28 protein-coding genes and 1 pseudogene are annotated in these 24,274 nt (G+C 66.7%); 15 read left to right on the top strand and 14 right to left on the bottom strand.

The window, feature by feature from the left end:
* Positions 1-17: 17 nt before the first annotated feature.
* Positions 18-227 carry a hypothetical protein gene (locus VSR34_RS07040; protein WP_028210643.1) on the top strand — a complete coding sequence of 70 codons (210 nt, stop codon included), beginning with the start codon at positions 18-20 and terminating at the stop codon, positions 225-227.
* A gap of 61 nt (positions 228-288) precedes the next feature.
* Positions 289-831 carry a DUF4142 domain-containing protein gene (locus VSR34_RS07035; RefSeq protein WP_028229894.1) on the top strand — a complete coding sequence of 181 codons (543 nt, stop codon included), beginning with the start codon at positions 289-291 and terminating at the stop codon, positions 829-831.
* Between the two features lie 98 nt (positions 832-929).
* On the opposite strand, the gene tkt is transcribed toward VSR34_RS07035, so the two are convergent.
* Positions 930-3,032 (bottom strand): transketolase, encoded by a 2,103-nt coding sequence (gene tkt / locus VSR34_RS07030; RefSeq protein WP_342962194.1) that lies wholly within the window; start codon positions 3,030-3,032, stop codon positions 930-932.
* 275 nt (positions 3,033-3,307) lie between these two features.
* On the bottom strand, positions 3,308-3,562 hold the full coding sequence (locus VSR34_RS07025) for a CsbD family protein (protein WP_028229896.1): 255 nt from the start codon (positions 3,560-3,562) through the stop codon (positions 3,308-3,310).
* Positions 3,563-3,745: 183 nt separating this feature from the next.
* Between VSR34_RS07025 and VSR34_RS07020 the strand changes: the two genes are divergently transcribed.
* From VSR34_RS07020 to VSR34_RS07010, 3 genes are all read left to right on the top strand, one after another.
* Positions 3,746-4,078, top strand: coding sequence for a hypothetical protein (locus tag VSR34_RS07020; RefSeq protein WP_028210647.1), 333 nt, complete (start codon positions 3,746-3,748; stop codon positions 4,076-4,078).
* Positions 4,079-4,080: 2 nt separating this feature from the next.
* Positions 4,081-4,641: a cupin gene (locus tag VSR34_RS07015; RefSeq protein WP_342962193.1), complete on the top strand. Its 561-nt coding sequence runs from the start codon at positions 4,081-4,083 to the stop codon at positions 4,639-4,641.
* A 66-nt stretch (positions 4,642-4,707) separates the two neighbouring features.
* Positions 4,708-6,501 (top strand): thiamine pyrophosphate-requiring protein, encoded by a 1,794-nt coding sequence (locus tag VSR34_RS07010; protein WP_342962192.1) that lies wholly within the window; start codon positions 4,708-4,710, stop codon positions 6,499-6,501.
* Positions 6,502-6,520: 19 nt separating this feature from the next.
* On the opposite strand, the pseudogene VSR34_RS07005 reads toward VSR34_RS07010, so the two are convergent.
* From VSR34_RS07005 to VSR34_RS06980, 6 genes and pseudogenes are all read right to left on the bottom strand, one after another.
* A pseudogene (locus VSR34_RS07005) lies at positions 6,521-6,643 on the bottom strand (mandelate racemase); the annotation flags it as partial.
* An 18-nt stretch (positions 6,644-6,661) separates the two neighbouring features.
* Complete coding sequence (locus VSR34_RS07000; RefSeq protein ID WP_342962191.1) at positions 6,662-8,920, bottom strand: xanthine dehydrogenase family protein molybdopterin-binding subunit; 2,259 nt, start codon at positions 8,918-8,920, stop codon at positions 6,662-6,664.
* Entirely contained in the window at positions 8,917-9,945 is a 1,029-nt protein-coding gene (locus VSR34_RS06995) for a xanthine dehydrogenase family protein subunit M (RefSeq protein WP_342962190.1), read from the bottom strand. Before VSR34_RS06995 ends, VSR34_RS07000 begins: the two co-directional genes overlap by 4 nt.
* A complete protein-coding gene (locus VSR34_RS06990; RefSeq protein ID WP_342962189.1) occupies positions 9,942-10,523 on the bottom strand; it encodes a (2Fe-2S)-binding protein in 582 nt (193 codons plus the stop codon). Before VSR34_RS06990 ends, VSR34_RS06995 begins: the two co-directional genes overlap by 4 nt.
* Positions 10,524-10,910: 387 nt before the next feature.
* Complete coding sequence (locus tag VSR34_RS06985) at positions 10,911-11,438, bottom strand: DUF6496 domain-containing protein (RefSeq protein WP_028229905.1); 528 nt, start codon at positions 11,436-11,438, stop codon at positions 10,911-10,913.
* Positions 11,439-11,610: 172 nt separating this feature from the next.
* The gene (locus VSR34_RS06980; protein WP_342962188.1) at positions 11,611-12,159 is read right to left on the bottom strand and encodes a hypothetical protein; all 549 of its coding nucleotides are present in this window, start codon (positions 12,157-12,159) and stop codon (positions 11,611-11,613) included.
* Positions 12,160-12,456: 297 nt separating this feature from the next.
* Here VSR34_RS06980 and VSR34_RS06975 point away from each other — a divergent pair, with 297 nt between their 5' ends.
* The 6 genes from VSR34_RS06975 to VSR34_RS06950 all read left to right on the top strand — a co-directional run bounded on the left by VSR34_RS06975 (position 12,457) and on the right by VSR34_RS06950 (position 18,045).
* A complete protein-coding gene (locus VSR34_RS06975) occupies positions 12,457-12,852 on the top strand; it encodes a hypothetical protein (RefSeq protein ID WP_042288111.1) in 396 nt (131 codons plus the stop codon).
* 111 nt (positions 12,853-12,963) lie between these two features.
* On the top strand, positions 12,964-13,521 hold the full coding sequence (locus VSR34_RS06970; protein ID WP_028210654.1) for a type 1 glutamine amidotransferase domain-containing protein: 558 nt from the start codon (positions 12,964-12,966) through the stop codon (positions 13,519-13,521).
* 109 nt (positions 13,522-13,630) lie between these two features.
* Positions 13,631-15,703 carry an ATP-binding protein gene (locus tag VSR34_RS06965; protein ID WP_342962187.1) on the top strand — a complete coding sequence of 691 codons (2,073 nt, stop codon included), beginning with the start codon at positions 13,631-13,633 and terminating at the stop codon, positions 15,701-15,703.
* 112 nt (positions 15,704-15,815) lie between these two features.
* Entirely contained in the window at positions 15,816-16,826 is a 1,011-nt protein-coding gene (locus VSR34_RS06960; RefSeq protein WP_342962186.1) for an SDR family oxidoreductase, read from the top strand.
* A 229-nt stretch (positions 16,827-17,055) separates the two neighbouring features.
* Positions 17,056-17,217: a DUF1328 family protein gene (locus tag VSR34_RS06955; RefSeq protein ID WP_028210657.1), complete on the top strand. Its 162-nt coding sequence runs from the start codon at positions 17,056-17,058 to the stop codon at positions 17,215-17,217.
* Between the two features lie 39 nt (positions 17,218-17,256).
* On the top strand, positions 17,257-18,045 hold the full coding sequence (locus tag VSR34_RS06950; protein WP_342962185.1) for an endonuclease/exonuclease/phosphatase family protein: 789 nt from the start codon (positions 17,257-17,259) through the stop codon (positions 18,043-18,045).
* A gap of 72 nt (positions 18,046-18,117) precedes the next feature.
* Here the strand turns inward: VSR34_RS06950 and VSR34_RS06945 are convergent, their stop codons facing one another.
* Both VSR34_RS06945 and VSR34_RS06940 read right to left on the bottom strand, forming a co-directional pair.
* A complete protein-coding gene (locus VSR34_RS06945) occupies positions 18,118-18,513 on the bottom strand; it encodes a BON domain-containing protein (protein ID WP_342962184.1) in 396 nt (131 codons plus the stop codon).
* Positions 18,514-18,556: 43 nt separating this feature from the next.
* Positions 18,557-19,735, bottom strand: a complete 1,179-nt coding sequence (locus tag VSR34_RS06940; RefSeq protein WP_342962183.1) for a hypothetical protein — start codon at positions 19,733-19,735, stop codon at positions 18,557-18,559.
* A gap of 145 nt (positions 19,736-19,880) precedes the next feature.
* Here VSR34_RS06940 and VSR34_RS06935 point away from each other — a divergent pair, with 145 nt between their 5' ends.
* On the top strand, positions 19,881-20,036 hold the full coding sequence (locus VSR34_RS06935) for a DUF3309 family protein (RefSeq protein ID WP_036018236.1): 156 nt from the start codon (positions 19,881-19,883) through the stop codon (positions 20,034-20,036).
* A 177-nt stretch (positions 20,037-20,213) separates the two neighbouring features.
* Complete coding sequence (locus tag VSR34_RS06930; RefSeq protein ID WP_081715887.1) at positions 20,214-21,422, top strand: divalent metal cation transporter; 1,209 nt, start codon at positions 20,214-20,216, stop codon at positions 21,420-21,422.
* A 99-nt stretch (positions 21,423-21,521) separates the two neighbouring features.
* Here the strand turns inward: VSR34_RS06930 and VSR34_RS06925 are convergent, their stop codons facing one another.
* The 4 genes from VSR34_RS06925 to VSR34_RS06910 form a co-directional block, all read right to left on the bottom strand.
* The gene (locus VSR34_RS06925; protein WP_028210660.1) at positions 21,522-21,725 is read right to left on the bottom strand and encodes a CsbD family protein; all 204 of its coding nucleotides are present in this window, start codon (positions 21,723-21,725) and stop codon (positions 21,522-21,524) included.
* 83 nt (positions 21,726-21,808) lie between these two features.
* Positions 21,809-21,979, bottom strand: a complete 171-nt coding sequence (locus VSR34_RS06920; RefSeq protein WP_167334402.1) for a hypothetical protein — start codon at positions 21,977-21,979, stop codon at positions 21,809-21,811.
* Between the two features lie 34 nt (positions 21,980-22,013).
* Positions 22,014-22,619, bottom strand: a complete 606-nt coding sequence (locus VSR34_RS06915; RefSeq protein WP_028210661.1) for a ParB/Srx family N-terminal domain-containing protein — start codon at positions 22,617-22,619, stop codon at positions 22,014-22,016.
* 22 nt (positions 22,620-22,641) lie between these two features.
* Positions 22,642-22,830, bottom strand: a complete 189-nt coding sequence (locus tag VSR34_RS06910; protein ID WP_028210662.1) for a hypothetical protein — start codon at positions 22,828-22,830, stop codon at positions 22,642-22,644.
* A 144-nt stretch (positions 22,831-22,974) separates the two neighbouring features.
* Here VSR34_RS06910 and VSR34_RS06905 point away from each other — a divergent pair, with 144 nt between their 5' ends.
* Together VSR34_RS06905 and VSR34_RS06900 are read left to right on the top strand one after the other, a co-directional pair.
* The gene (locus tag VSR34_RS06905) at positions 22,975-23,796 is read left to right on the top strand and encodes a CHAD domain-containing protein (protein ID WP_042288118.1); all 822 of its coding nucleotides are present in this window, start codon (positions 22,975-22,977) and stop codon (positions 23,794-23,796) included.
* 120 nt (positions 23,797-23,916) lie between these two features.
* Positions 23,917-24,228, top strand: a complete 312-nt coding sequence (locus VSR34_RS06900) for a hypothetical protein (RefSeq protein ID WP_342962182.1) — start codon at positions 23,917-23,919, stop codon at positions 24,226-24,228.
* Positions 24,229-24,274: the final 46 nt, after the last annotated feature.

Genomic DNA, 24,274 nt, shown 5'->3' with positions numbered 1-24,274 from the left:
CACCCAGGGAAACCGACATGCGAAACGAGAACGGCATCTGCGCTGCAGGACACGGGCTCGAACACGACGACAGGACAGCGACGCCTCCGGCGGGTGCGGAGCCAGGCGAAAAGGACGAACGCGAAAAGCGCAAGCATCCTGCTTCGGAAAACGAACTGCCTTCGACGCAGGAGAAGAACCCGATACCGCCCGGCACGACACAGCGCTCCAGTCGCAGGGAGTCGTAGCCAGCGCTCGAAACGCCCGAAGTGCGCAAAGTCGCCTGACAATCAAACGGAGGATACTTCCATGAAACTCGCTCTCGCCATGCTGATTTGCGCAGGATTCGTCGCTGCGCCGCTGCCGTCCGTCGCGCAGCAAACGCAGGCCGCTGCCACCACGGCGGCCAATCCGCTGCCGGGCCCCGACCGTGATTTCGTGCAGGCGGCCTCGATGTCGTCGTCCACGGAAATCGACGCGGCCAAGCTCGCCATGCACAACACGAACAACAAGGACGTGCACAAGTTCGCCGAGCACATGATGGCCGATCACATGAAGCTCACCGCGCAGCTGAAAATGGCCGCGCCCCACGGCGTGACCGTGCCCAAGGACAACTCGGACACGTCCGTGCTCGATTCGCTGCGCTCGCTGAAGGGCGAGGCATTCGACAAGGCCTACGCGCAAAAGGTGGGACTCGAAGGTCATAAGGAAGCCGTGGCGGCGTTTCAGAAGGAAATCAGCGATGGCCAGAACGACGCGTTGAAGCGTGCCGCACAAAAGGCGCTGCCCACCATCGAAGAGCACTACCGCATGGCGCAGTCGCTTGCGCAGAATGTCGGCGCCCAGCAGTGAGTACCGCAAATTCCGCGTAGTTCGACGCGCCCGAATCTTGCGCGGCCGTGGCGGCACTCGTGTCCGGTCGCGCTTCATTCTCCTGCGTGTCACTCTCCTTATTCCGCCTTGCATCGGGCGATCTGCTGTTTCGCCGCCTCGACGACGCGTTCCGGCATGAAGCCGAATTTCGTCATCAACGCCTTGAGCGGCGCCGAGGCGCCGAACGTATGCATCACGATCTGTGAGCCGAGCCGCCCGGCGTAGCGGTCCCAGCCGAGTGTCGCGGCCTGCTCGACAGCCACGCGCGCATCGATGTCGGGCGGCAGCACCGCGTCCTTGTATGCCTGATCCTGAAGCTCGAATAAATCCCATGAAGGCATCGACACCACGCGCGCGTGGATGCCCTCGCGCTCGAGTGTTTCGTAGGCGTCGATGCATAGCGACACCTCGCTGCCCGTCGCCAGCAGCAGCACCTCGGGCCGCGTGCCGGCGGGCGCGTCGGCCAGCACGTAGGCCCCGCGCCGCACGCCTTCCGCGCTCGCGTAGCGCGTGCGATCGAGGGTCGGCAGCGGCTGGCGCGTGAGCACGAGGCAGACCGGCTTATGCGACTGCGGAGATTGCGCGAGCGCCACGCGCCACGCTTGCGCCACTTCGTTCGCGTCGGCGGGACGCAGCGTCATGAGGCCAGGCACACCGCGCAGCGAGGCGAGCTGCTCGATCGGCTGATGCGTGGGGCCGTCTTCTCCCACGCCGATCGAATCGTGCGTGAACACATAGACGACGTTCAGCTCCATGATCGCCGCGAGGCGTATCGGCGGCTTCATGTAGTCGCTGAAGATGAGGAAGGTCGATGCGAAGGGTCTCAGGCCCGAAAGCGCAAGGCCGTTCGAGACGGCGCCCATCGCGTGCTCGCGCACGCCGTAGTGCAGGTTGCGCCCCGCGTGGCTGTCGTGCTCGAAGCTGCGGGCGCCCTCGAATTTCAGCGCGGTCTTCGTCGAAGGCGAGAGATCGGCCGCGCCGCCCACGATCCACGGCACGCGAGCCGCGATGGCGTTGAGCACCTTGCCCGACGACTCGCGCGTCGCCATGCCTTTTTCGTCGGCCTCGAAAGCGGGGATGTCCGCGTCCCAGTCGTCGGGCAGGTGGCCCGCGAGCATGAGATCCAGTTCCTTCGCGAGGTCGGGGTAGTCCCTTGCATAGGCTTCGCGGCGTTCGCGCCACGCTTCGTGCAGGGCTTTGCCGCGCGCACCCATGATCTGGGCGAAATGCTCGCGCACGCCGTCGGGCACGAGGAACTGCGCGTCCTCGGGCCAACCGTAGGCGCGCTTCGCGAGGCGGACTTCTTCCTCGCCGAGCGCTTCGCCGTGCGCCGCCGCCGTGTCCTGCCGGTGCGGCGCGCCCCAGCCGATGATGCTCTTCACGACGATGAGCGTCGGCTTGTCGGTGACGCGCTTCGCTGCTTCGATCGCGCTTTCGAGCGCGTTCGCGTCGTTGACGTCGTCGACGCGCAGCGTATGCCAGTGGTAGCCGCGAAAGCGCGCTTCGACGTCGTCGCTGTACGCGAGATCGGTGTGCCCTTCGATCGTGACGCGATTGCTGTCGTAAATCCAGATCAGGTTGGAAAGCCGCAGATGCCCGGCCAGCGACGCCGCTTCGTGCGAGACGCCTTCCATGAGATCGCCATCGCCGCAAAGCGCGTACACACGGTAGTCGAACAGTGCCGCGCCGGGGCGGTTGAAGCGGGTTTCGAGCCAGCGCTCGGCAATCGCCATGCCCACGCTGTTGCCGAGTCCCTGGCCCAGTGGCCCGGTGGTCGTCTCGACGCCGCTCGTCACGCGATATTCGGGGTGGCCCGGCGTCACGCTGCCGAGCTGGCGGAACTGTTTGATTGCGTCGAGCGGGACAGCGGGTTTGCCGGTCGGCTTGCCGTGCTCGTCTTCGGCTTTGACGTCCGCGAGATGCAGCAGCGAGTACAGCAGCATCGAGGCATGGCCGACCGAGAGCACGAAGCGATCACGGTTGGGCCACGACGGCGCGGCCGGATCGTAGCGCAGGTGGTATTGCCAGAGCCGGTAGCCAAGCGGCGCCAGCGCCATCGGTGTGCCGGGATGTCCCGAGTTGGCTTTTTGCACGGCGTCCATCGACAAGGTGCGAATCGTGTCGATGGCGAGGTGGTCGAGGTCGTGGGACGATGGGGACGCGGCTTGGGCTTGTGACATTAGCGTGACTCCTGGCAGGGGCGCAACGCGTGCCCGGAAAGGCATGGCGGCGGAGCAACGGTTGATTGAGCAAACCCGGTGCCATGGCACGCCGATGCGGGCACTCACGGTGCCAGGCGAAATTCGGGAATCACTTCGGCGAATGAATTTACAAACGCCACGCACGAAATTGCAACCGTTCTGGCGCGGTGCCAAAGCGGATCATGCCCGCGCCGCCGTATCCCGCCGCTGATGTATTGAGCCCCTGCGCTTCGTCCTCCCTTGCGCAAAGATGCTCACTTCCGGCTAGCGGCCCACCACGCGCCAACCAGAACGCCGATTCCCGCAGCCACGCCCAGCATCGACAGTGGATTTTCCGAGACCGTATCGCGCGCGGCATCCGCCGCGTTGGCCGCGAGGCGCTGCGATTTTCCGCACAGCGCTTTTGCCTTGCCATAGAGGCGCATTTCCGGATCGTCAAGGACGTCGCCCGCCAGATCCTTCGCTTCGCCCGCGACTTCGCGCGCCATGCTCGTTGCCTTCGATTCCATGGTTGTCCTCCATATCGTTGCGTTTGCAGAAGAGCAGCCTTCGTGCCTGCGCGGCTTCGTTCACTGCGAACGGTCATCGCGCGTGGCACGTGTTCTGCGCGCAAGCAAGGGCACCCGCGCGCCGCGGCGCGTAATGCACGCGGGCACGCGGCACACGCAGTGCCTGAACCAAGGAGGCCCTTCATGAGCACGCTCGACCCCGACAACGAACCGGTTCAACCCGAGAATGCCCCAGGGCATGACAACGAGGCGCTGGGCCCCGGCGATTCGTCGGATACCGGCAGCGACACCGTGGGCGCGAAGCGGCACGATTTCGACCGCGACACGGAACTCGACGAACACGCACTGGAAGCTGGCGAAGAAGAAGCGCACAGCGACAGCGACCGCTCTGGCACGGGCGAGCGCGCCGCTGCGGATGGGGACGAAAACCTCCGTCCCGACGACGACATCTTGCCGGACTCGATCGACGATCCGGACAGCATGCAAGACACGGGCATCGGCCCGAAGGGGGATTGACGATGGGGAATTCCGATCGCAGCGCAGTCCATGCAGACCCGGCGACGGCCGACGGCGAATATCGCCTGCTGCGGCTGCCGCCCAACGCTTGGGTGCCGAACAATCAGGCGCTGGCCGGGATCCTGTACCGGCACGTGCTTCCGGCCGACGACCCGGACAGACTCTGCGACGCATTCGACCGGCGTTTCGAGCGCAATGGCTGGCCCATGCAGTGGCGAGACAGCGTGTTCGACTACCACCACTTTCATTCGACAGCGCACGAAGTGATGGGCGTCGTCGTGGGCACGGCGGAACTGATGCTCGGCGGGCCCGGAGGCCACACCGTGCGCGTGGCGGCCGGCGACGCACTGCTGTTGCCGGCGGGAACGGGCCACTGCCTGCTGGAAGGACGCGGCGGCTTCCAGGTGGTGGGCGGCTATCCGCGAGGCCAGCAATGGGACATCCGCCGCGACGCGCTGACACCGAAGGAACAGCGCGACATGCAGGCGCTGCCGTTCCCGCCGCGCGACCCGATCTATGGCGAGCACGGCCCGATGGCGGAGTACTGGCACGCGCAGAGATGAGAGGTTACGCCGCGCCGTTTGCGGAATTTGGCGCGTGACTCAACGTTGCGTTAAAGGGGGCAAGTCATGGCGACCACAGTCAGCGATTTCATCGTCGAGCGTCTTTATCAGTGGGGCGTGCGCCGCATGTTCGGCTATCCGGGAGACGGCATCAACGGCATGTTCGGCGCCCTGCGGCGCAGCGGCGAAAAGATCGCGTTCGTGCAGGCGCGCCACGAGGAAATGGCGGCCTTCATGGCCAGCGCCCATGCGAAGTTCACGGGCGAGCTCGGCGTGTGCATCGCCACGTCGGGGCCGGGGGCCGCCCATCTGCTCACGGGTCTCTACGACGCGCGGCTCGACCACATGCCGGTGCTCGCCATCGCCGGGCAGCAGGCGCGCGCGGCGCTGGGCGCGCACTACCAGCAGGAAGTCGATCTCGCCGCGATGTTCAAGGACGTGGCGGGCGCCTTCGTGCAGCAGGCGAGCGTGCCGGCGCAGGTGCGGCACATGGTGGACCGCGCGGTGCGCATCGCATTGTCGCGGCGTACCGTTACCGCGCTGATCCTGCCGAACGACCTGCAGGAGCTCGAGTACGAGCCGCCTCCGCGCAAGCATGGCACGGCGCATTCGGGCGTGGGGTATGTGGCTCCCGAGGTCGTGCCGCGCCACGAGGATCTCGCGCGCGCGGCGGAGGTGCTCAACGCGGGCCGCCGCGTGGCGATGCTCGTGGGCGCCGGCGCCATGAATGCGACCGATGAAGTCATCGCCGTGGCCGACCGGCTGGGCGCGGGTGTCGCGAAAGCGCTGCTCGGCAAGGCCGCGGTGCCCGACGATCTACCATGGGTCACGGGCTCGATAGGTTTGCTCGGCACGAAGCCGACGGACGAGATGATGTCCGCATGCGACACGCTGCTCATGGTCGGCTCCGGCTTTCCGTACTCCGAATTTCTTCCGAAGGAGGGCGACGCGCGCGGCGTGCAGATCGACATCGACGCCGGAATGCTCAGCGTGCGCTACCCGATGGAGGTGAGCCTCGTGGGCGACAGCGCGGCCACGTTGCGCGCACTGCTGCCGCTGCTCGACCAGAAGGATGCGGCCAGCTGGCGCGACCGCATCGTCCACGCGAACGGCCGCTGGCAGCGCGTGCTGGATGAGCGCGCGCGCGCCGGCACGGGCGGCCGCGTGAATCCGCAGCGCGTGTTCACGGAGCTTTCGCCGCGCCTGCCCGACGACGTGATTCTCACGAGCGATTCGGGTTCCTGTGCAAACTGGTACGCGCGCGACCTGAAGATCCGGCGCGGCATGAAGTGCTCGCTCTCGGGCGGTCTCGCCTCGATGGGCGCGGCCGTGCCGTATGCGATCGGCGCGAAGTTCGCGTATCCGCACCGTCCCGTGATCGCGCTGGTGGGCGACGGCGCGATGCAGATGAACAACATGGCCGAGTTGATCACGGTCGCGAAGTACTGGAAAACGTGGAGCGATCACCGCTGGATCTGCATGGTGCTCAACAACGAGGATCTGAACCAGGTCACCTGGGAGCAGCGCGTGATGGAAGGCGATCCGAAGTTCGAGGCGTCGCAGCGCATTCCTGACGTGCCGTATCACCGTTTCGCCGAACTGCTCGGGCTCGCTGGCATCTACGTGGACGACGGCGAACGGCTCGGCGATGCGTGGGAAGAGGCGCTCGCGGCGTCTCGCCCCGTGGTGCTGGAGGTGAAGACCGATCCGGAGGTGCCGCCGTTGCCGCCACACGTGACGCTCGATCAGGCGCGCCATTTCGCGCGCACGCTGATGGAGGGGGATCCGGAAGAGGGCGGCGTGATCGCGAATACGGCGCGCCAGGTGATGGCGACCGTATTGCCGGGGAAGAAGACGTAATCGCTTACACAACGCCGAGCGCGTCGATTTCGACGACGACGAGCGTGGTGGCGTCCCAGGCAATGGTCCCATCGGACTCGGGGCCATCGGTCCGAATCTTGAACGCGCGCGCTTCGAGGCGCGTGGCGGGAGACGGTTTCAGTGACGGTGCCTCCTCGACTCACAACAGCTTGTCGAGTGTGACCGGCAGGTCTCGCACGCGTTTGCCCGTCGCGTGGTAGATCGCATTCGCGATCGCCGCGGCCACGCCCACCACGCCGATCTCGCCCACGCCCTTCGCGCCGAGCGGGTTGACCACGTCGTCGTGCTCGTCGACGAACAGCACGTCGATCGCATCGACATCGCGGTTCACGGGCATGTAGTAGTCGGCCAGGTTGTGGTTCATCACGCGCCCGAGCGAGTGATCGAATTGCGCCTGCTCGTGCAGCGCCATGCCGATGCCCCAGACCACGCCGCCCGCGATCTGGTTGGCGGCCGTCTTCGGATTGATGATGCGGCCCGCCGCAATCGCGCTCACCACGCGCGCCACACGGATCTGGCCGAGCGATTCGTCGACCCGCACCTCGGCGAACACCGCCGAATGCGTGGCCGACGTGTAGTCCTTTTGCCGCTCGTCGGGCTCGAGCGTGAGCTGTTCTTCGAGCGACTTCATGCCCGCGTGCGCGAGCAGGTCGGCGAGGGCCACGCGCGGCGCGCCCTCGTGCGCGCCGAGGCGCACCTCGCCGTCCCGGATGTCGAGCTGCTCGCCGAGCGTGGCGGGGTCGAGATTGGCGAAGGCCACGCCGCCGTGCGTGAGCAACAGTTGCGCGAGCCGCGAGCGCAGCCGCATGCATGCGAGCCACGCGGCGCTGCCGACCGACGAAACGGTCCACGACCCGCCCTCGATGGGTGCGCGCGGCAAGGACGTATCGCCGAGCGTGAAATCGACCTCCTCGATCGGCAGATGCAGCGCATCGGCGGCGATCTGCGAGATCGCGGTGTAGGTGCCCGTGCCGATGTCGGCCGTGGCGCTCGCGAGCGCGAGGCGGCCATCGGCGCCGAGCACGGCGCGCACACTGGCTTCGGTCTGCATGGCGTCCCAGACGCCGGTTGCCATGCCGTAGCCCACGAGCTCGTGGCCCTCGCGCATGCTTCGCGGCAACGGGGCGCGCCCGCCCCAGCCGAAGCGCTCCGCGCCTTGCGCGTAGCATTCGAGCAGCGCCTTGCTCGACCAGGGACGGCGCTTGTTGGCGTCTTCGTCCGAGAAGTTGCGCAGGCGCAGTTCGAGCGGGTCCATCTCCAGCGCGACGGCCAGCTCGTCCATCGCGCATTCGAGCGCGAAGATGCCTTGCGTCGCACCGGGTGCGCGCATGTCCGAGGGCGTGGGGACGTCGAGCCGCCCGAGCATGTAGCCAAGCTGAACGTGATTCGCCTGATAGAGCTGGCCGGCCCAGTTCACGACCACGTCGGTATAGTCCTCGAAGCGCGAAGTTTCGCTTACGGCTTCGTGGACGATCGCATCGAGACGGCCGTCGCGTTGCGCCCCGAGCGCCACGCGCTGGATCGTCGCGGGCCGGTGATAGTGCGTGAACATCTGCGCGCGCGTGAGCGCCACGCGAACGGGACGGCGCAACGCGCGCGCCGCCATCATCGCGAGCGGTAAATCGTATACCGGGCGAAGCCCCGAGCCGAACGCGCCGCCGACGAACGGCGAGACCACCCGCACGCGTTCGCTGGGCAAGCCGAAGACCTGTGTCAGATAGCGCTGCGTATTCAGGACACCCTGGGTTTTTTCGTAGACGGTAAAGCGGCCATCCGCGGAAGGCACGATCGTGCAGCCGTGCATCTCCATCGGCTGATGAAACTCCACCGGCGTCATGTAGAAAGCGTCCGTGCGCACGGGGGCGAGCGCATGGGCCTTCCATGCCTCGCCGCGCGGCGCTGGCGGCGGCTGGAAGCCGCCTTTCTCGTTCGACGGCGTGACGGCGTCTTCGAGCGCGTGCGTGAGTTCGGTCCGGTGCGCGTCGCGGCGATAGTGCACGTGCACGAGCGTCGCCGCGTGGTGCGCCAGTTCGAGCGACTCCGCGAGCACGAGCGCGACCGGTTGGCCCGCGAAGAGAATGTGCGCGTCGGCGAGCGGGCGAAACGGCGCGCCGCCCGGCGCGATCTGATCCTTCCAGGCCTTGGGATCCTCGGCGCAAGCGGGGCGGTTCTCGTGCGTCAGCACGTGCACCACACCGGGCAGGGCGAGCGCGGCGCTCGCGTCGATGGCGACGATTTCGCCACGTGCAATCGTCGCGTTGACGATGGCCCCGTAGACGAGGCCCGGTGCCGCGAATTCGGCGGCATAGCGCGCGGCGCCGGTCACCTTGCTGCGGCCATCCACGCGCGACAGCGGTGCGCCGATCCGCGCGCCGTGCGATCGAACTGGCGTGTTCATTCGCGATCCTCCTCATCCGGCGCGCCGGCGGCGTCGGCTTGCGGCGCTAGCGCCAGTTCGAACGCACGCATGATGGCGCGCCGCGCGAGGTCCACCTTGAACGCATTGCCGGGGCGCGCATCCGCGCGCGCGACGAGCGCATCGGCGAATCGTTCGACGGCGAGCGCGTCGTCCACGGAAGCTCCCGTGACCAGCGCTTCCGCTTGCCGGTCGCGCCACGGCTTGTGCGCGACCCCGCCCAGCGCGCAGCCGAATGCGCGCACCACCCCGTCCTCGATCCTGAGGCCGAGCCCGACCGAGACCACTGCGAACGCGTACGACTGGCGATCGCGCACCTTGAGGTAGACGCCATGGCGCGGGTAGCCCTCGCGCGGCAATTCGACGGCCGTGATGAGCTCGTCGGCGCCGAGCGTGGTCTCGCGATGCGGCGTGTGGCCCGGCAGGCGCAAGAGCTCGCCGAACGGCAGCGTGCGTGCGCCCGCCGGGCCGGCGACGTGCACGGTGGCGTCGAGCGCTTCGAGCGCCACGCACATATCGGAAGGGTGGGTGGCGATGCAATGCTCGCTCGCCCCGAAGATCGCGTGCATGCGGTTGACGCCGTCGAGCGCCGCGCAGCCGCTGCCGGGCGCGCGCTTGTTGCAACAGGTGGCCGGGTCGTAAAAGTAGACGCAGCGGGTGCGCTGAAGCAGATTGCCGCCCACCGTGGCCGCATTGCGGATCTGCGCGGACGCACCCGCGAGCACCGCCTGCGCAAGCAGCGGATAGCGCTCGCACACGCGCGCATCCCATGCGAGCTGGCTGTTGGTGACGAGCGCGCCGATACGCAAGCCGCCTTCCTGCGTCGGCTCGATGTCGTGCAGCGGCAGCCGGTTGATGTCGATGACGGCGGCGGGACGCAAGACGTTTTCGCGCATCAGATCGACGAGATTCGTGCCGCCCGCGAGAAACTGCGCGGTGGGTGTGGCGCCATGCAGGCGGATGGCATCGGCGACGCTCGTCGCGCGGGCGTACGAGAAGCGGTTCATTGCGCGTGCTCCCGCGCGGCGTTAGTTGGCTGCCCGTTCGCCGCGCTGTCCGGTTGGCTGCAGGCCTGCTCGCGGCGGACGGCGTCGACGGCATTGGCGATGTTCACGTACGCGCCGCAGCGGCATAGATTGCCGCTCATCTGCTCGCGCACATCGTCGCGGCAGTGCGCGTGGCCCTCGTCGAGCAGGCCGAGCGCAGAGCAGATCTGGCCGGGCGTGCAATAGCCGCACTGGAGCGCGTCGTGATCGACGAAAGCCTGCTGCATGGGGTGAAGCTCGCCGTCCCGGGCGAGGCCCTCCACCGTGGTGATCTCCGCGCCGTCGAGCGCGACGGCCAGCGCGAGACAGGCGTTGATGCGCGTGCCGTTCACGAGCACCGTGCACGCGCCGCACTGGCCATGGTCGCAGCCCTTTTTCGTGCCCGTGAGCTGCAAGTGTTCGCGCAGCAGATCGAGCAGGCTGGTCCAGGGCTCGAGGCGCAGCGCGTGGCGCGCGCCGTTGATCGTCAGTTCGAGGGGCACGATCCCGGCGAGCGCGGCGGCCGTATCGGGGGGTTCCGTTCGTGTGACGGTATGCATGACGGCCTCTATCGGGAAGATAACGCTGACGGCTGCGCTGCCCCGGACGAGCGGACCGGGGCTTCACGGGCGGGTGCGCAACTGCCTTGCCCGCGGCGCGCGGACGCGCGGATCGGCAAGCGGCGCCGGCGCAATGCAAGGCTGCGACCAGGCCGCCGCCGGGCGAGGACGCACCTGCGTGCCCATGGCGACGGCGCGCCTACGTGCGTTTGCTCGTACTATTTCAACGCTTACCTGCACGGTTTTACAACGCTCCCCGCTGGGGATTGCGTTGCGAGCAAACGGCGGCGCGCCGCATAGCGCCCGTGTGCGTTGCTCACGATGACGCGCCCTGGGAGCGAGCGTCGATCATGCGCGATTCAAGCGGCTGTGCACGCGACGGCCGGCTCAGTGATGTCCCTGGCGAGCCCGCGCCGCGCGCGTTTGCGCCGCCTTTTTGGCTGCCGCCGAGCGTCCCGCCGCCCCCTTCGTTTGCGCGGCTTTCTTCGCCGCCGCCGAACGGCTCGCGGCTGGCCTGCGCGCAGCCGCTTCCTTCGATTGCGCCGACATCGCCTCGCTCGATGCGCCTTGCCGGCTCTCGCGCTTCAGTACGGCAGTGGTGGTGCGCGAGCGCTTGCTCCTGGATTCCGTGCTGGCGCTCGCCTTTTGCTTGCCTTGTCCCTTCGCCGTGTCCTGCTGGGCCTTCTTGCGCGTGGCTTCGCTGGTCTTGCCCTTTGCCGGGGGCTTGAGGTCGACGCCGGCGCGCCGTGCTTTCGATAAACCGATGGCGATTGCCTGCTTCGCGGAGCGCACGCCATGTTTGCCGGCGCGTACACGATCGATTTCATCCTTGACGAATTCGCCTGCCTGCGTGCTCGGCGATTTTCCTGCGCGCTTGTCGGCGCGAGCGCGTTCGATGACTTTGCGTTCGGGCATGATGGCTCTCCTCGACCGCACCGGTTGCGGTCCCATGCTTCGCGTACTTTTTAGCAAGCAACGGCCGTGCCGCAGCAGCAGGGCCACGGCTCACGCGGGGCGCCAGGTATGGACCCTGCGTGAGTTCGTTACTGGAGCGGCGATGCCTTCGCCGCATCGCCCCGCGAAGCCTTCAGCGCGTTGCCGCTGCTGCGCTGGCAGGCGCGGAGCCCTCGCTATTGAGCGGATTCACCATCCGTGTCGAATCGAAATCGGCCCATCGCCCGTCCTGCCAGTTTCCATCAACTATTTCGATATCCTGAGCATTCGATTCGCGTAGCACGCGGATTGCGCGCGGCTGCATCGCGGAATTCACGTGCACGGCCAGCATCACGCCGGATTCGCGCTCGTGCGGCACGCTGTTCGGGGCGGGTTCGGGCTCGCCGGCGCGTCTGCCGCCGCGCGCCAGCACCAGGGCGCCGATCAGGGTTCCGATGTACAGACCGACGAGCGTTGCGATCGCCACTACCAGAACGGAGTGAAATACCAGGAAGGTGAGCACGGCTGCGACCGCCGCACCGACGACCGCGCCGAGCGCGCCTCCGCTGGTCGCCCCGATTCCCGCGGGCCGTGCCTGAGGGTCGGCGTACGCGTCTCCGCCGATCGGATAGCGCGCGTGTTGGCCACTCGGATTCACGAAGAACTCGGCCACGTCCTCCTCGACGAACTGGTTCGCCAGCAATCGCTTTCTGGCCGTATCGGCGGCATCGAACGTCGTAAACCGCGCTGCGATGATTTGTGACATGGATTCCTCCGCCTTGTGGTGGATACCTCCCGTTCGCACGGCGGCGACCGGCGCACGATATGACGCGCGATCCGAGCCTGCAAACGCTCTGCATGGAGGCTCGCAAGCCCCGTTCCGCGGCCGTTGCGAGGGCGGGTCGGCACAGGGTTTGCGCTTTCCATGTGCGAGCGCGACGTGCCGAAGGAGACGGCGCGCCGTACCTTGAACCTCAACCATTACGTAGGAGAACAGATCATGAAGAGATCGATGATGAGAACCGTGGCATACGCCCTTTCGCTGATGCTGTGCTCCGCCGCTTATGCGGCCGGCGGGGGAGGCGGGGGTGCGGGCGGCGGCGCAGGCGGAGGGGCCGGCGGGGCAGGTGCGGGCGCAGCGGGGGCGGGCGGTGGCACGGGCGGTGGCGGCGGCGATGGTGGCGGCGCGGCGGGTGTTTCGCCGGGCGGCAGCGGCGGTGCCGCGGGCACCGGTGGATATGGCGGCATGGGCAACAGCGGCGCCGCTGGCGCGACGGGCAACGGCACGGACATGGGAACCGGCAACGCCACGACCAGTCCCGCACCATCGACTTACCGCAACCAGGGCAACAGCAACGGCATGGGGACAACGACGCAGCCGCGCACCTCGCCATAACGTATCGCCGGAGGCTTGCTGAAACAGGGACGCTGCGGTGGCGGGACAGACAGGGAATCGTTGTGCCTCGCGCGCCGCTGCGTCCCGCACCACCGATGAGGAGCAGATGCAATGACCAGCGAGATGAAGAAGTGCCGCGTCGCTATCCTGGCGGTCGACGGTTTCGAAGAGGCGGAGTTGACCGAGCCTCAGCGCGCGTTGAAAGAAGCAGGCATGGAAGTCGACGTGATTTCCGGGCAGACCGGTCAAATCCAGGGCTTCCGGCACGTCGACATCGGCGACAAAGTCAACGTCGACCGCACGTTCGCCGATGCGAGAGCCGACGAATACGACGCTGTCGTGCTTCCGGGCGGCGTGGTGAACTCCGACGCGATTCGCCTCATTCCCGAGGCGCAGTCTTTCGTGAAGCAGGCCAACGCGTCGAACAAGCTCATCGCGATCATTTGCCACGGTAGCTGGCTGCCCATTTCGGCGGGCATCGTTCGCGGACACACGATGACGAGTTGGCCGACGCTGCAGGACGATCTCCGCAACGCGGGCGCGACCTGGGTCGATCAGCGGGTCGTGCGCGACGGCAATTTCATTACCAGCCGGAAACCCGACGACCTGGCCGCTTTCAACGCCGAGCTGATCTCAGGACTGCGCGAAGAAGCGCGTCCGGCCGTGTAGCGGTCGTCGAAGGGCACTGCTCCATTGATTGGGCGCGCGGGCGCTGTACGGGGATCGGCGCCCAGGCCTTCTTGTCTGACGTATTCGACGTCCTCCGTCTAGTTCCCGGGTGCGGGACTTGCGCAGCGCTATCCCTGCGGTCAGGGTTTCTTGCCGATTTCGGTGCACGGAGGCGACAGTGGGAGAAGGGCCATCGCGGGTCGGCTCCCTCGTTGCCGATCATCTTGCGCGACACCGTTCTGCAATCTTGCGCCGCTGGCTGCGCAAGGTCAGCCGGCATCTGCGTCTCAGGCAGCGCAACCGCAATGCGGCGGTGGGACTCATCAACCAGCTCCCGTTGCTATTCGACGAGCTGCGCGCGGTCCTGACCGGCAGCCCGGCAGCCGACTGCATCACCGGCGAAGCCTTGCACGACGCGCGCCTGCACGCTCGCGAACGCTGGCGTCAGGGTTTTGCACTCGATGAGCTCTATCTCGAACTCGATCTGTTGCAGCGTTGCATTCAGGCCAGCCTGCGCGCTTACTTTGCCAGTGGGCTTTCGCGTGAAGGGCAGACCGAGATCCACGAGTGCGTCGAGGAGTTCTTCAGCGCCGCGATCCGGGACGCCATCGCGCAGTTCCAGACCCAGCAGGACCGGCGGGTCAACGACGCCTTGCGCGATCGCGATCGCGCGCTCGCGGCGCAGCAAAGAAGCGAGGAACGCTTGCGCATGGCCGCCGATGCCGCGGGCCTGGGCATTTTCGAGTGGGATCCGACGACGGACACGGCCGTCTGGGAGAACGACCGGATGTACGAGATCACCGGTCAGCCGCGCGAGCACGGTCCCTTGTCCGCCGATGCATTTCTGTCCGCCGTCGAATCGCCGGAGGAGGCGGAGCACCTGAGAACGCTGCTGGCGGATCGGCCGTCGGTCGAGGTCCACGCTGCCGCCGGCTTCAAGAAGATACAGTCCGGCGAGCATTGCGTCGTCGAGATTTCAGGGCGGTTCATGCCGGATTCGAGCGGGCAGCGGCAAGTGCTCGTCGGCATCCTCTCGGACATCACGCGGCGCGCCGAGGCCGAGAATGCGCTGCGCGAAGCGGACCGGCGCAAGGACGCCTTTCTCGCGACGCTTGCGCACGAACTCCGAAATCCGCTCGCACCCATTCTGAACGCCGCCTACCTGATGCGCCACTCCGTGGGCTCGCCGAGCCAGCGCAGCTGGCTGCAGGGCTTGATCGAGCGCCATGCGAAACATCTGGCTCATCTGCTCGACGACCTGCTCGATCTCGCGCGCGTGGCGGCAGGCAAGGTCCGCCTGAAGAAGGAGGTGTTCGACGTGCGCCGTGCCGTCGAGAGCGCGATCGAAATGACGGCCCCCGCCGCGCTCGAGCGTGGACATCGGCTCGAGGTCCATGGCATGACGGGCGCGCCGCTGCTCGTGAGCGGCGACGCCACGCGCATCGCCCAGGTGGTGTCGAATCTCCTCGACAATGCCGTCAAATACACGCGCGAAGGCGGACATATTCAAGTGAGCGTGGAGCGCACGCCGCGACACGTTTCCATTGCGGTGCAGGACGACGGCATGGGTATGGATCCGGCCATCATTCCTTCGATGTTCGAAATGTTCGAGCAGGCGCCCGAGGCGAGCCAGGGCGAAAAGAAGGGGCTGGGTATCGGACTGTCCGTCGCACGCTCCCTGATCGCCATGCATGGCGGTACCATCGCGGCGAGCAGCGAGGGTCCGGGGCGAGGCAGCCGCTTCACGATCGAATTGCCCCTTTGCAACGGCGCGAGCGACTTGCCACAGGAAGACGCGCTCCGCGAGGTGACGGCCCCGATATCGCGGCGGGTGCTCGTCGTGGACGACAATCATGATGCAGCGGCATCTCTTGCACTGATCCTTCGCGGGAACGAAGTGCGGGTCGCCGGGACCGGCGCACAGGCCTTGCAGATTGCGGCGGAATTTTGTCCGGAGATCGTCTTCATGGACCTCGGCTTGCCCGACATGTCCGGCCTCGATGTCGCCGCCCAGATGGCCAATCAGGCGGGCGCGAGCGCTCCGATTCTCGTTGCCTTGACCGGCTATGGTCAACCCGAGGACAGGGCGCGCACGCGCGCGGCGGGCTTCGACCATCACTTCGTCAAGCCGGCGCCCATCGAGGAACTATTGCGCATCATCGAGAATCCGCACGGCGAGTAGCGTGCGGTGCTCGCGCGTCGTCCAGGCGTCATCGAGGCGTGATAGCTCGCAGCCTTTGGGCATGCACCGTGCTCGCGAGTGCCCGGGGAATCTTGTGAAGTGGCAGACTCGAATGCAAACGCAAACCCGGATTGTCGTGGTGACGGGCGCCGGTGCCGGTGTGGGCCGCGCTGTAGCCGAAGAATTCGCGCGTGCGGGTTATGACGTGGCGATGCTCTCGCGCGAGCCCGGTCGCCTCGCGCGCGCGGCCGCACAATTGAGCGGTTACGGCGTGCGCGTGCTGGCGATCCCGACCGACGTCGCCGACGCGCAGGCCGTCGAGGCCGCGGCGGCGCGCGTGGAAAGCGAACTCGGTGCGATCGGCGTCTGGGTGAATGTTGCGATGGCAACGGTATTCGCGCCCGTTTCCGCGCTCGACGCGCGCGACGTGGAGCGGGCCACGCAAGTCACGTATCTCGGCCAGGTCTATGGGACGATGGCGGCGCTACGACGCATGCGCGCACGCAACTGCGGCACGATCGTCAATGTGGGGTCCGCGCTGGCCTCCCGTGCGGTGCCGCTGCAATCGGCGTACTGCGGCGCGAAATTCGCCGTGCGAGGGTTCACCGATGCACTGCGCTCGGAGATCCTGCACGACGGTCTCGACATTCATCTTTCGCTCATCGATCTGCCTGCCATGAACACGCCGCAGTTCCAGTGGGCGGCCAACCGCACGGGAAAACGCGCGCGTCCCATCGCACCCGTTTTCCAGCCCGAAGTGGCCGCGCGCGCGATCCGCTTTGCCGCCGAGCATCGCCGGCGCACGCTGTGGCTCGGCTGGCCCACGGCGCGCGCGATTGTGGCGGACCTGCTCGCGCCGGGCCTGGTCGACCGCTATCTGGCGAAGGCCGGCTACCGCGGGCAGTTGAGCGACGAGCCGCGCGCCGACGATGCACCCGATAACCTCTACGCGCCGGTGCCGGGCGACTTCGGCGCGCACGGGCGCTTCGACGACGAAGCCCGTACCACGGGCGCGCCGCTTTTCACGGAGCGCCACGTGCAGGCGCTCAAGGGCGGAATGGCACTCGCCTTGATCGGTGCGGGCCTGATGTACGCGCGCCTCGTCAGACGGCTTGGTTCGTGAGAACGCGAGCCCTGCCGGGTTTGTAGCGATTACGCGTAATGCCTGGAACGCCTTTTTCGCGGCGCGGTTCACCTGAGTACGCGCCGCGCGTGGCCTGCGTGGGCGCGCGGGCCGCGCCGCAGGGCACGCTCTTTGCGTGACCCTGGTCATGCAAAGCGTGAGTCCACGCGATCTGGCGAGGAAGGTTTGCAGCCAGCCGTACTGTTCCACGAACTTTCGGGAGCCGATGATGCTTTATTATGCGATCGTCTTTTTCGTCATTGCCGTGATCGCGGCTATTTTCGGTTTTGGCGGTATTGCTGCTGGAGCCGCGAGCATAGCCAAGATTCTGTTCATTGTGTTCGTCATCCTCTTCATTGGTAGTTTGCTGTTCGGCGCGTTGCGGCGCTAAGCCAGTTTCCTCTGGCATGCATAGAAGAAAATGGCGCCGATGACGTTCGCAGACGGCGCCCAGGAAGCAGCGGTTGCGGAGGGTTCGCGCGCACCGGAGAACGGGCGCGCGAACGCCGCTGCGCCGCTGGGCTTCGTCAGCTGGAACATCCATGGTGCGGTGGGCACCGACCGCATGTGCGCGCCTGAGCGCATCGCCCGTGTGCTTCAGGAGATCGACGCCGACGTGGTCGCGCTCCAGGAGGTGCCGCTCGGCGGCACGTCGTCGGCCGCCTCGTCCAACGTGCTCGCCGCCCTGAGCGACGCCACCGGTTTGCAGGCCGTGGCCGGCCCGACGCTCGACACGCCCATGCGCCGTTTCGGCAACGCCGTGCTCACCCGCTGGCCGATCGCGGAGACGCGTACGCTCGATCTTTCGTTCGGCCGCCGCGAACCGCGCGGCGCGCTCGACGTGGACATCCTCCTGCCGGGCGAGACGCTGCGGGTGGTCGCAACGCATCTCGGGCTCGGCATGTCGGAGAGGCGCGCGCAGATCGCGCAACTGGTGGCGGCCTTCGACCGGCCCGGGCTGCCGGTGATACTCGCCGGCGACATCAACGAATGGCTGCTCTGGCGTCGCGCGCTGCGCATGCTCACGGCGCATTTTCGGGCCGCGCCCGCGCCCGCCACGTTCCCTTCCCGCTTGCCCCTCTTCGCGCTCGACCGCGTCTGGATGCACCCGGCGAGCAGACTCACGCGCGTGCGTGCCTGGCGCTATGGCGAAGCGCGCATCGCCTCCGATCATCTCCCGCTCGTGGCGCGCATCGAGCCTCGCGAGGCCGAGGGATAGCGGGAGTCGCACGCTATCGCGATCGGCGCCCCGCAGCGGCGCGAATGCCGCCCACGCGGTGGGCGATGGCGCTCAGTGGGAGGGCTTGCCGACCTGCAGCAGGTTCGTGACCGACGTCACGCCGTCGAGATGCTGAACGACGCTGCCCGCGCGATCGCGCTGTGCCGCGTCCGCCACCGTGCCGGTGAGCGTGACCGTTGCGCGATCCGTCGTGACGTGCACGTCATTCGATTCCAGACCGTCCGTGCTGGCCAGTGCGGCTTTCGCGCGTGCGGTGATGATGGTGTCGCTCGTATTGGTGCCGGCCGACGGGGCGGCGGAAGTGAGCCCGTGAGGAGGCGGCACGCCCGGACGGCTGGCGCCGGACGGGGCGCCGGTGCCGGATTGGGCCAGCGCGGCGCCGCAGGTTAGCGCGAGGGCGACGCCCAGTCCCGTGCTGCCCAGATTGCGTGAAGACCGCTTGCGCATCTGCGCCTCCTCGTCGAGTTGTCGAATGCCGGCCAGGCGAGCGTCAGTGGCCGATCACGCGTTCCCAGCCGTGACGCACGGCAGCCTTGAAGCGCTCCCACCCGCTTGCCGGATAGCGCGACTCCCAGTCCTCGCGCGCGCTCGGCTCGACCTGTTGCCAGTCGTAGCCGCGATAGCGTTCGTCCTGGCCGAGTTCCGCCCCGTGCGTGTAGGCCCGCCGATACTCGTCGTAGGACGCGCCCGTGTTCGCGTAGTGAGCGTTATAGTCCCTGCGGAACTCGCTTTCGTAAGGGTCGTCGTCCAACGGAGTCCCCATGAGGGGATCGCCCACGCGCTCCCTGCTCATGCTCTGATTCGGGCCGTTGTCCGGGCTGCGATTGAGGCTGCTGTTCAGGCCGCTATCCGAACTCGAGCCGCCATTTGGGCCGCTGCCTGGCGCGCTGCTTTGGCCGGCATTTCTGCCGGTATTCAGGCCGCTATTCGGGCCGGAATTCGAGCCGGAATTCGAGCCGGCATTCGGCCCGCGATCTGTGCCGCGATTCGTGCCGTAATCCGGGCCCCTGCCGAGGCGGCTTTCGGCACCTTCCGCAGATCCGCGCTCTTGGGTTTGCTTCGTCGTGACCTGTTGCATTCCGCCGACCGTTCTTGGGCCGCCGGAGGCAAAGCGGGTACTGTGCATACCGCTTTCGCCGGTGGCGGAAGCGCCGCCCATAGATGCCCTGGACGCCGTGGACGGGGCTGACGGCGCTTCGTACTGGCTTGCGTCGTCGCGCTCTCCCGGGTGGCTGCGCTGCTGGCCGTGCTCAGGCATGCCGGTTCTCGTCGACGCATGCCGCCATGCGTTCGCGCGCTCATCGATGTCGGCTGCGCCTGCACGGCGCATCACCTCGACGGCCATATCGACTTCCGTCTCGGACACGTCCGCGCAGACCAGCGTTCCCCCGCGGCGAACGAATTCGCGGTAGTCCTCCGTCTCGGGCGGATACTCGCCGGTCGGGAAGAGCCGCCCGAACAACTGCTCCAACTGGTCGAATACCGGCTTGTGATGACGCGTGTCGCCACCGCCTGGCGTGTAGACACGCGGTCCCTTTCCGTTCGGGGTCTCAACCGACGCCGAATACACGGCAATATTTGCCTGCGCCATGCCAGCATCGCCCAATGCCCGTTGCGCCGAACGCGCATCCGCGTAGCTGTCGAATACGCCCAACACGCTCTGTCTCATGAGTGTCTCCTTCCGCAATTGCCGCGCCGCAGCGCCGCGGCGCCGTACCTGGCCGATGGCGCAACGAGCATGCCCAATCACGCCGTTCGCGCGGGCACGCGCGTTGCGTAGCGATGCACGTGCTAACAAACTCTACGGAGGCATCATGCTCGGCACAGTGCTTCTCGTCGTCCTGATCTTGCTGCTGGTGGGGGCGTTCCCCGCATGGCCGCATAGCCGCTCATGGGGCTATGCGCCGTCCGGTGCGCTGGGTGTCGTTCTCATCATCGTGATCGTGCTGCTGGTGATGGGAACGATCTAGGTGCGCCTCGACCCTGACCGGCTGTCGTTGCGCAAGCAACGATATGGCGTTGCCGATGCGCGATAAAAATGAGTAACGCACATCACCAGGGGCCTGTCGACGCGAGGTCGCGGATTGAAAAACGGAGATCGCCCGGCGCATGCGTGGGCCGCGAATATCGGTCCGGGACTTGCGACAATGGGGGCCGACACCGACCCGAGCGGCATCGTCACTTATTCGCTGGCCGGTGCGATGTACGGGCTCGACCTGCTGTGGGTATGCTTCCTCTCTTATCCGTCGATGGTCGCGCTTCAGCTGATCGCGACCCGCGTGGCCGCCGTCACCGGAAACGGCCTCACGGAGAACATGCGGGAGCATTATTCACCGTGGCTGTTCGCGCTTGCCGTCGGACGATTTCTCATTGCGAACACGCTCAACATGGCCGCCGATCTGTTGGCGATGGGCGCAGCCGGGCAGCTGATCTTTCATGGGCCGATCGCGCTTTTCACCGTGGTGTTTGCCGGTGCGTCGCTTGCGCTCCAGTGGTGGATCCCGTACGCGCGGTATGCTCGCGTCGTGAAGTGGCTGTGCATCGCCTTGTTCTGCTACGGCGGCGCGCTGCTGCTCGGGGACTTTCAATGGCGCATGGCCGGTTGGCGCGCGTGGGTGCCGGACATTACGTGGTCTGAAAGTTTCTTTGCGATGTTGCTGGCGGTGCTCGGCACGACTACCAGTCCGTATCTGCTGTTCTCGCAGGCAGAGCAGGAGGTCGAGGAACGCAAGGGCGACGGCTCCGCGTCGCAGGCGGATGCGTCGCAAGCCGCCGACGACACGCGCCATCTGCGAAGATTGCGCCATGAGACGCTGATCCGCACGCTGCTGTCCAACGCAACGGGCGCACTGATCCTTTGCGCATCGGCCGCGACGCTGCATGCACAGCACGCGCCGCTCGATTCGCTGCAGGACGCCGCGAAGGCCATGGCGCCGCTGGCGCGAGGGCATGCCGCGCAGGTTCTCGGCATCGCCATTCTCGGCACCGCGTTTCTTGCGCTTCCGCCGCTGGCCGGCTCGGCGGCACATGCCGCGGCGAGTTCGTTCCATTGGACCCGGGGTGAGCAGCGAGACCGGCGGATCGCGGTCGTGCTCGTCGTGCTCACGGCGGTGAGCGCGGCCATTGCATTGTGCTTTGACGGGTTCGGGGTGACTGCGGTGAGAGCGTGCTACTGGAGCGCGCTCGTCAACGGCATGACGCTGGCGCCGGTATTAGTGCTGCTCGTGCTGCTGAGCCATCACCGCAAGGCCGTCGGCCAGTTGAAGACGCACTGGTTCGTGCGTGCGTTGAGCTGGCTCGCGGCCATTGCCACGGGAGCCGCATTGGCGGCCCACGGCGTCATGGAGTTCGTCTAGGTGTGCCTCGTTCGACGACGAAATTCCGAGGGTGGCGCCTGGCACGCACGACGCGTCGCATTGCGCAGCGCATGAGGCGAGGCGCCACGCCGCCCTGTTTTACTCCCGCGTTTCGTCGAGGTCGTCGTCGCTGGCCTTTCGTGCCGCATCCTTCACGTCACCCATTTTTTTTCGGGCCTCGCCAGCGCCCTGTTGAAGATCGCCCTTGAGTTCCTGGGACTTGTTCCCAGTCACCTTGCCGGCCACTTCGTTGGCTTTGCCTTTGACTTTCTCTGCTGTGCCCTTCACATGGTCCTTGTTCATGGTCCTTCTCCTTTTCGAGTGGGCGCAAATAGCGCCAGCGTCCATGCGCAACGACCGTTCCCGAAGTGCAGTTCGCGCTGGGGTCAGCCCACCGGCGGCTCGCCTTCGCCCGGCTTCTTGCCGGGCCGGTCGGACGGCGCTTGCCTGCGGCCCTTGTCATCGCGCTCGGGCAGCGCGCTGCGGCTGTCATCGCTATGCGTCGGTGGCTTTTCAGAAGGTGTGCTGCCTTTGGAAGGCTTTTCAGTCGAGTTCATCGCGTCCTCCACGCTCCAGGTTTCGATTCGTCCATCAAGACCGCGGCTCGCCCGTCGCTCCGAGAAATCCCGGCAGACCCAGCGCCGCCCTGGTTCGTGCGAGCTTCGTGGCCGCTTCGACAACCTCGCGATAGGCATCGTCGGTGCGAGGCGCCGTGAAACTACGGCGAAAGAAATCGGCCCAGAGAAATTCCTGCAACGGCTCCGATGACTTCGAGTAGCCGCCGGCGCCTCGCACCGCGGCCGCCACGCTGCGAAATTCGTCGTCGGAGGCTTCCCATACATGAACGGGCATGTCGAGAAACGAGATTCGCGCGCCGCTCGCATCGTACGGCCAGGTCCAGCGCTGGTTCTCCAGCGTGAGCCAGAAAACATGGAGCGACAGCGCCGAGAGGTCGCGCACGAGCACGATGGGAACGCGGTGTATGTCGGCGCGCCACAGCGCGCTTGCCACGTGATGATGGTCGATCAGGAATGCCGCGCCTTCCGGGCCGAGCACGATCGGCACGGGCTTCTCCGCAATGGCCTTCTGCAACGCGGGGCCATCGAGCGAACGGTAGGTTCGCGTCTTCTCGTTCACCTCGCGTTCGCCGTGTGTCGCTTGAGTGGGGCGTAATGCCTCGATATGCACTGTTTCCATCGACCGCTCCCGGTTCGGCGGACTAACCGCCCCCAATGCCGCGCATGACCTTGCCCGTGCCGCCGCAAACGGCGCAGCGCTGCCCTTCGACGAGTCCGGTCCCGCGGCAGGCACCGCAAACATCTTCGCCGACGCCGGGCGCATCGGCGGGGCCTTCATCGCCGGGATTCAACGGGGCGTTTTGCTCATTCGATGCGTTGGCAGGTTGCATGACGATTCCTCCTTGCGCGGGCATTGGACGTTGAAGCCGTTCCACGGTCGGAGAGTTCCGCGCAGGTTGCATGCCCGTATGAAACGGTATGAAACGGGCATGCAACCTGCGGGCAAACAGAATGGTCAGCGAATCGAGGCGACGATGGACACCACGAACAGGCAATTCGAGACACGGCGCGAAGACGCGCGAACGCTTTTTCCCCGGCTTGCGAAGCCACTGGTCGACGAAGTGCTCGGTCATCGACTGCACGACGACGCTTCTGCCGAGGAATTCCACAAGCTGCGCGTGGCGCTGCGACGTATACGCACGCTTCTTTGGGCGTGGCGGCCGCTGCTCGATCGCGATGCCATCGAGCGTGAGCGCGCTTTTCTCAGGCGCGTGGCCGCGGCCGCGGGCGAAGCGCGCGACTGGGATATCGCGATGACGCTGCTCGACGCCAACGCCGAGCTGGCAGACGGACGAATCGACGCTGCGCGCCGGAAAGCCCGCGAAAGCGCCAAAAACACGTTGTCCGCCGCAGATCTCAAGCACACGTTGCCGGAAATGCTTCACAACGTGAAGACTGGCCTGAACACCGGGCAAGCCTCCGTGCCGGCACGCCGCTTCGCGCGCAAGCGGGTGCTCGCCGCGCGCCAGGCACTGGGCAAGCGGATTCGCCGCGCACGCAAGGCAGGAAAGGGCGAGTACACCGCCTGGCACGACGTACGAAAGGGCGCGAAGAAGGTGCGCTATCTGCTGGAATTTTTCGCCCCAATGGCGCCGCACGGCTACAAGGGAAAGCTCAAGGGGTTGAAGAAGCTGCAGAAGAAGTTTGGAGACCTGAATGATGCCGTGGCGACAGAGCATCTGCTTTCGGAGCATCGCGAACTCTTCAAGGACGAAGCCACATCGCAGGCTGTGCTGTCGAGGTTGCACAAGGAAAGCAGGCGCCGCCTGCGTGCGGCTGCGAAGCTCGTCGGTTGAGCTGCCGGCGTCGGCAGCGGCCCCTGGAGGAACGCGACGTGCGGCACGGTTGGCGGGCGTCGAACGGGCGCAGTCTCCCGTTCGCCTTTCTGTTTACCCACACCATGAGGAAAACGAATCATGAAGCCACGTCTTTTGATCACTTCGGCTATTCTTGGCGCGGCGCTGGTCGCGCCGGGCCTCGCGCTCGCGCAGGGTACCGGCGGCGGCGGTAGCAGCGGCACGGGGCCCGACCAGGGCGCCGGCGCCAACAGCACCTATCCGGCCCCTACCCAGGGTGTCGAGCAGAATCCATCCGTCTCGGGCTCCACTAACGCGACTACCCATCGAACGCACGTGAAGAAACATACGAAGTACAACACGAAGAAGCCGATGAACGATACGACCAATATGCCCGGTGCCGACGCTAGCAGCGACACCAAGGGCCAATGATGCGGCGCTCCCACTGCCGCCCATGATCGGGCCCGCGCGGCGACTC

It is taken from the genome of Paraburkholderia sp. JHI2823, assembly GCF_038900695.1.
Taxonomy (GTDB): Bacteria; Pseudomonadota; Gammaproteobacteria; order Burkholderiales; family Burkholderiaceae; genus Paraburkholderia; species Paraburkholderia mimosarum.
The sequence above is the reverse complement of the archived record's forward strand: the minus strand, read 5'-3'. Positions and strand labels throughout refer to the sequence as shown.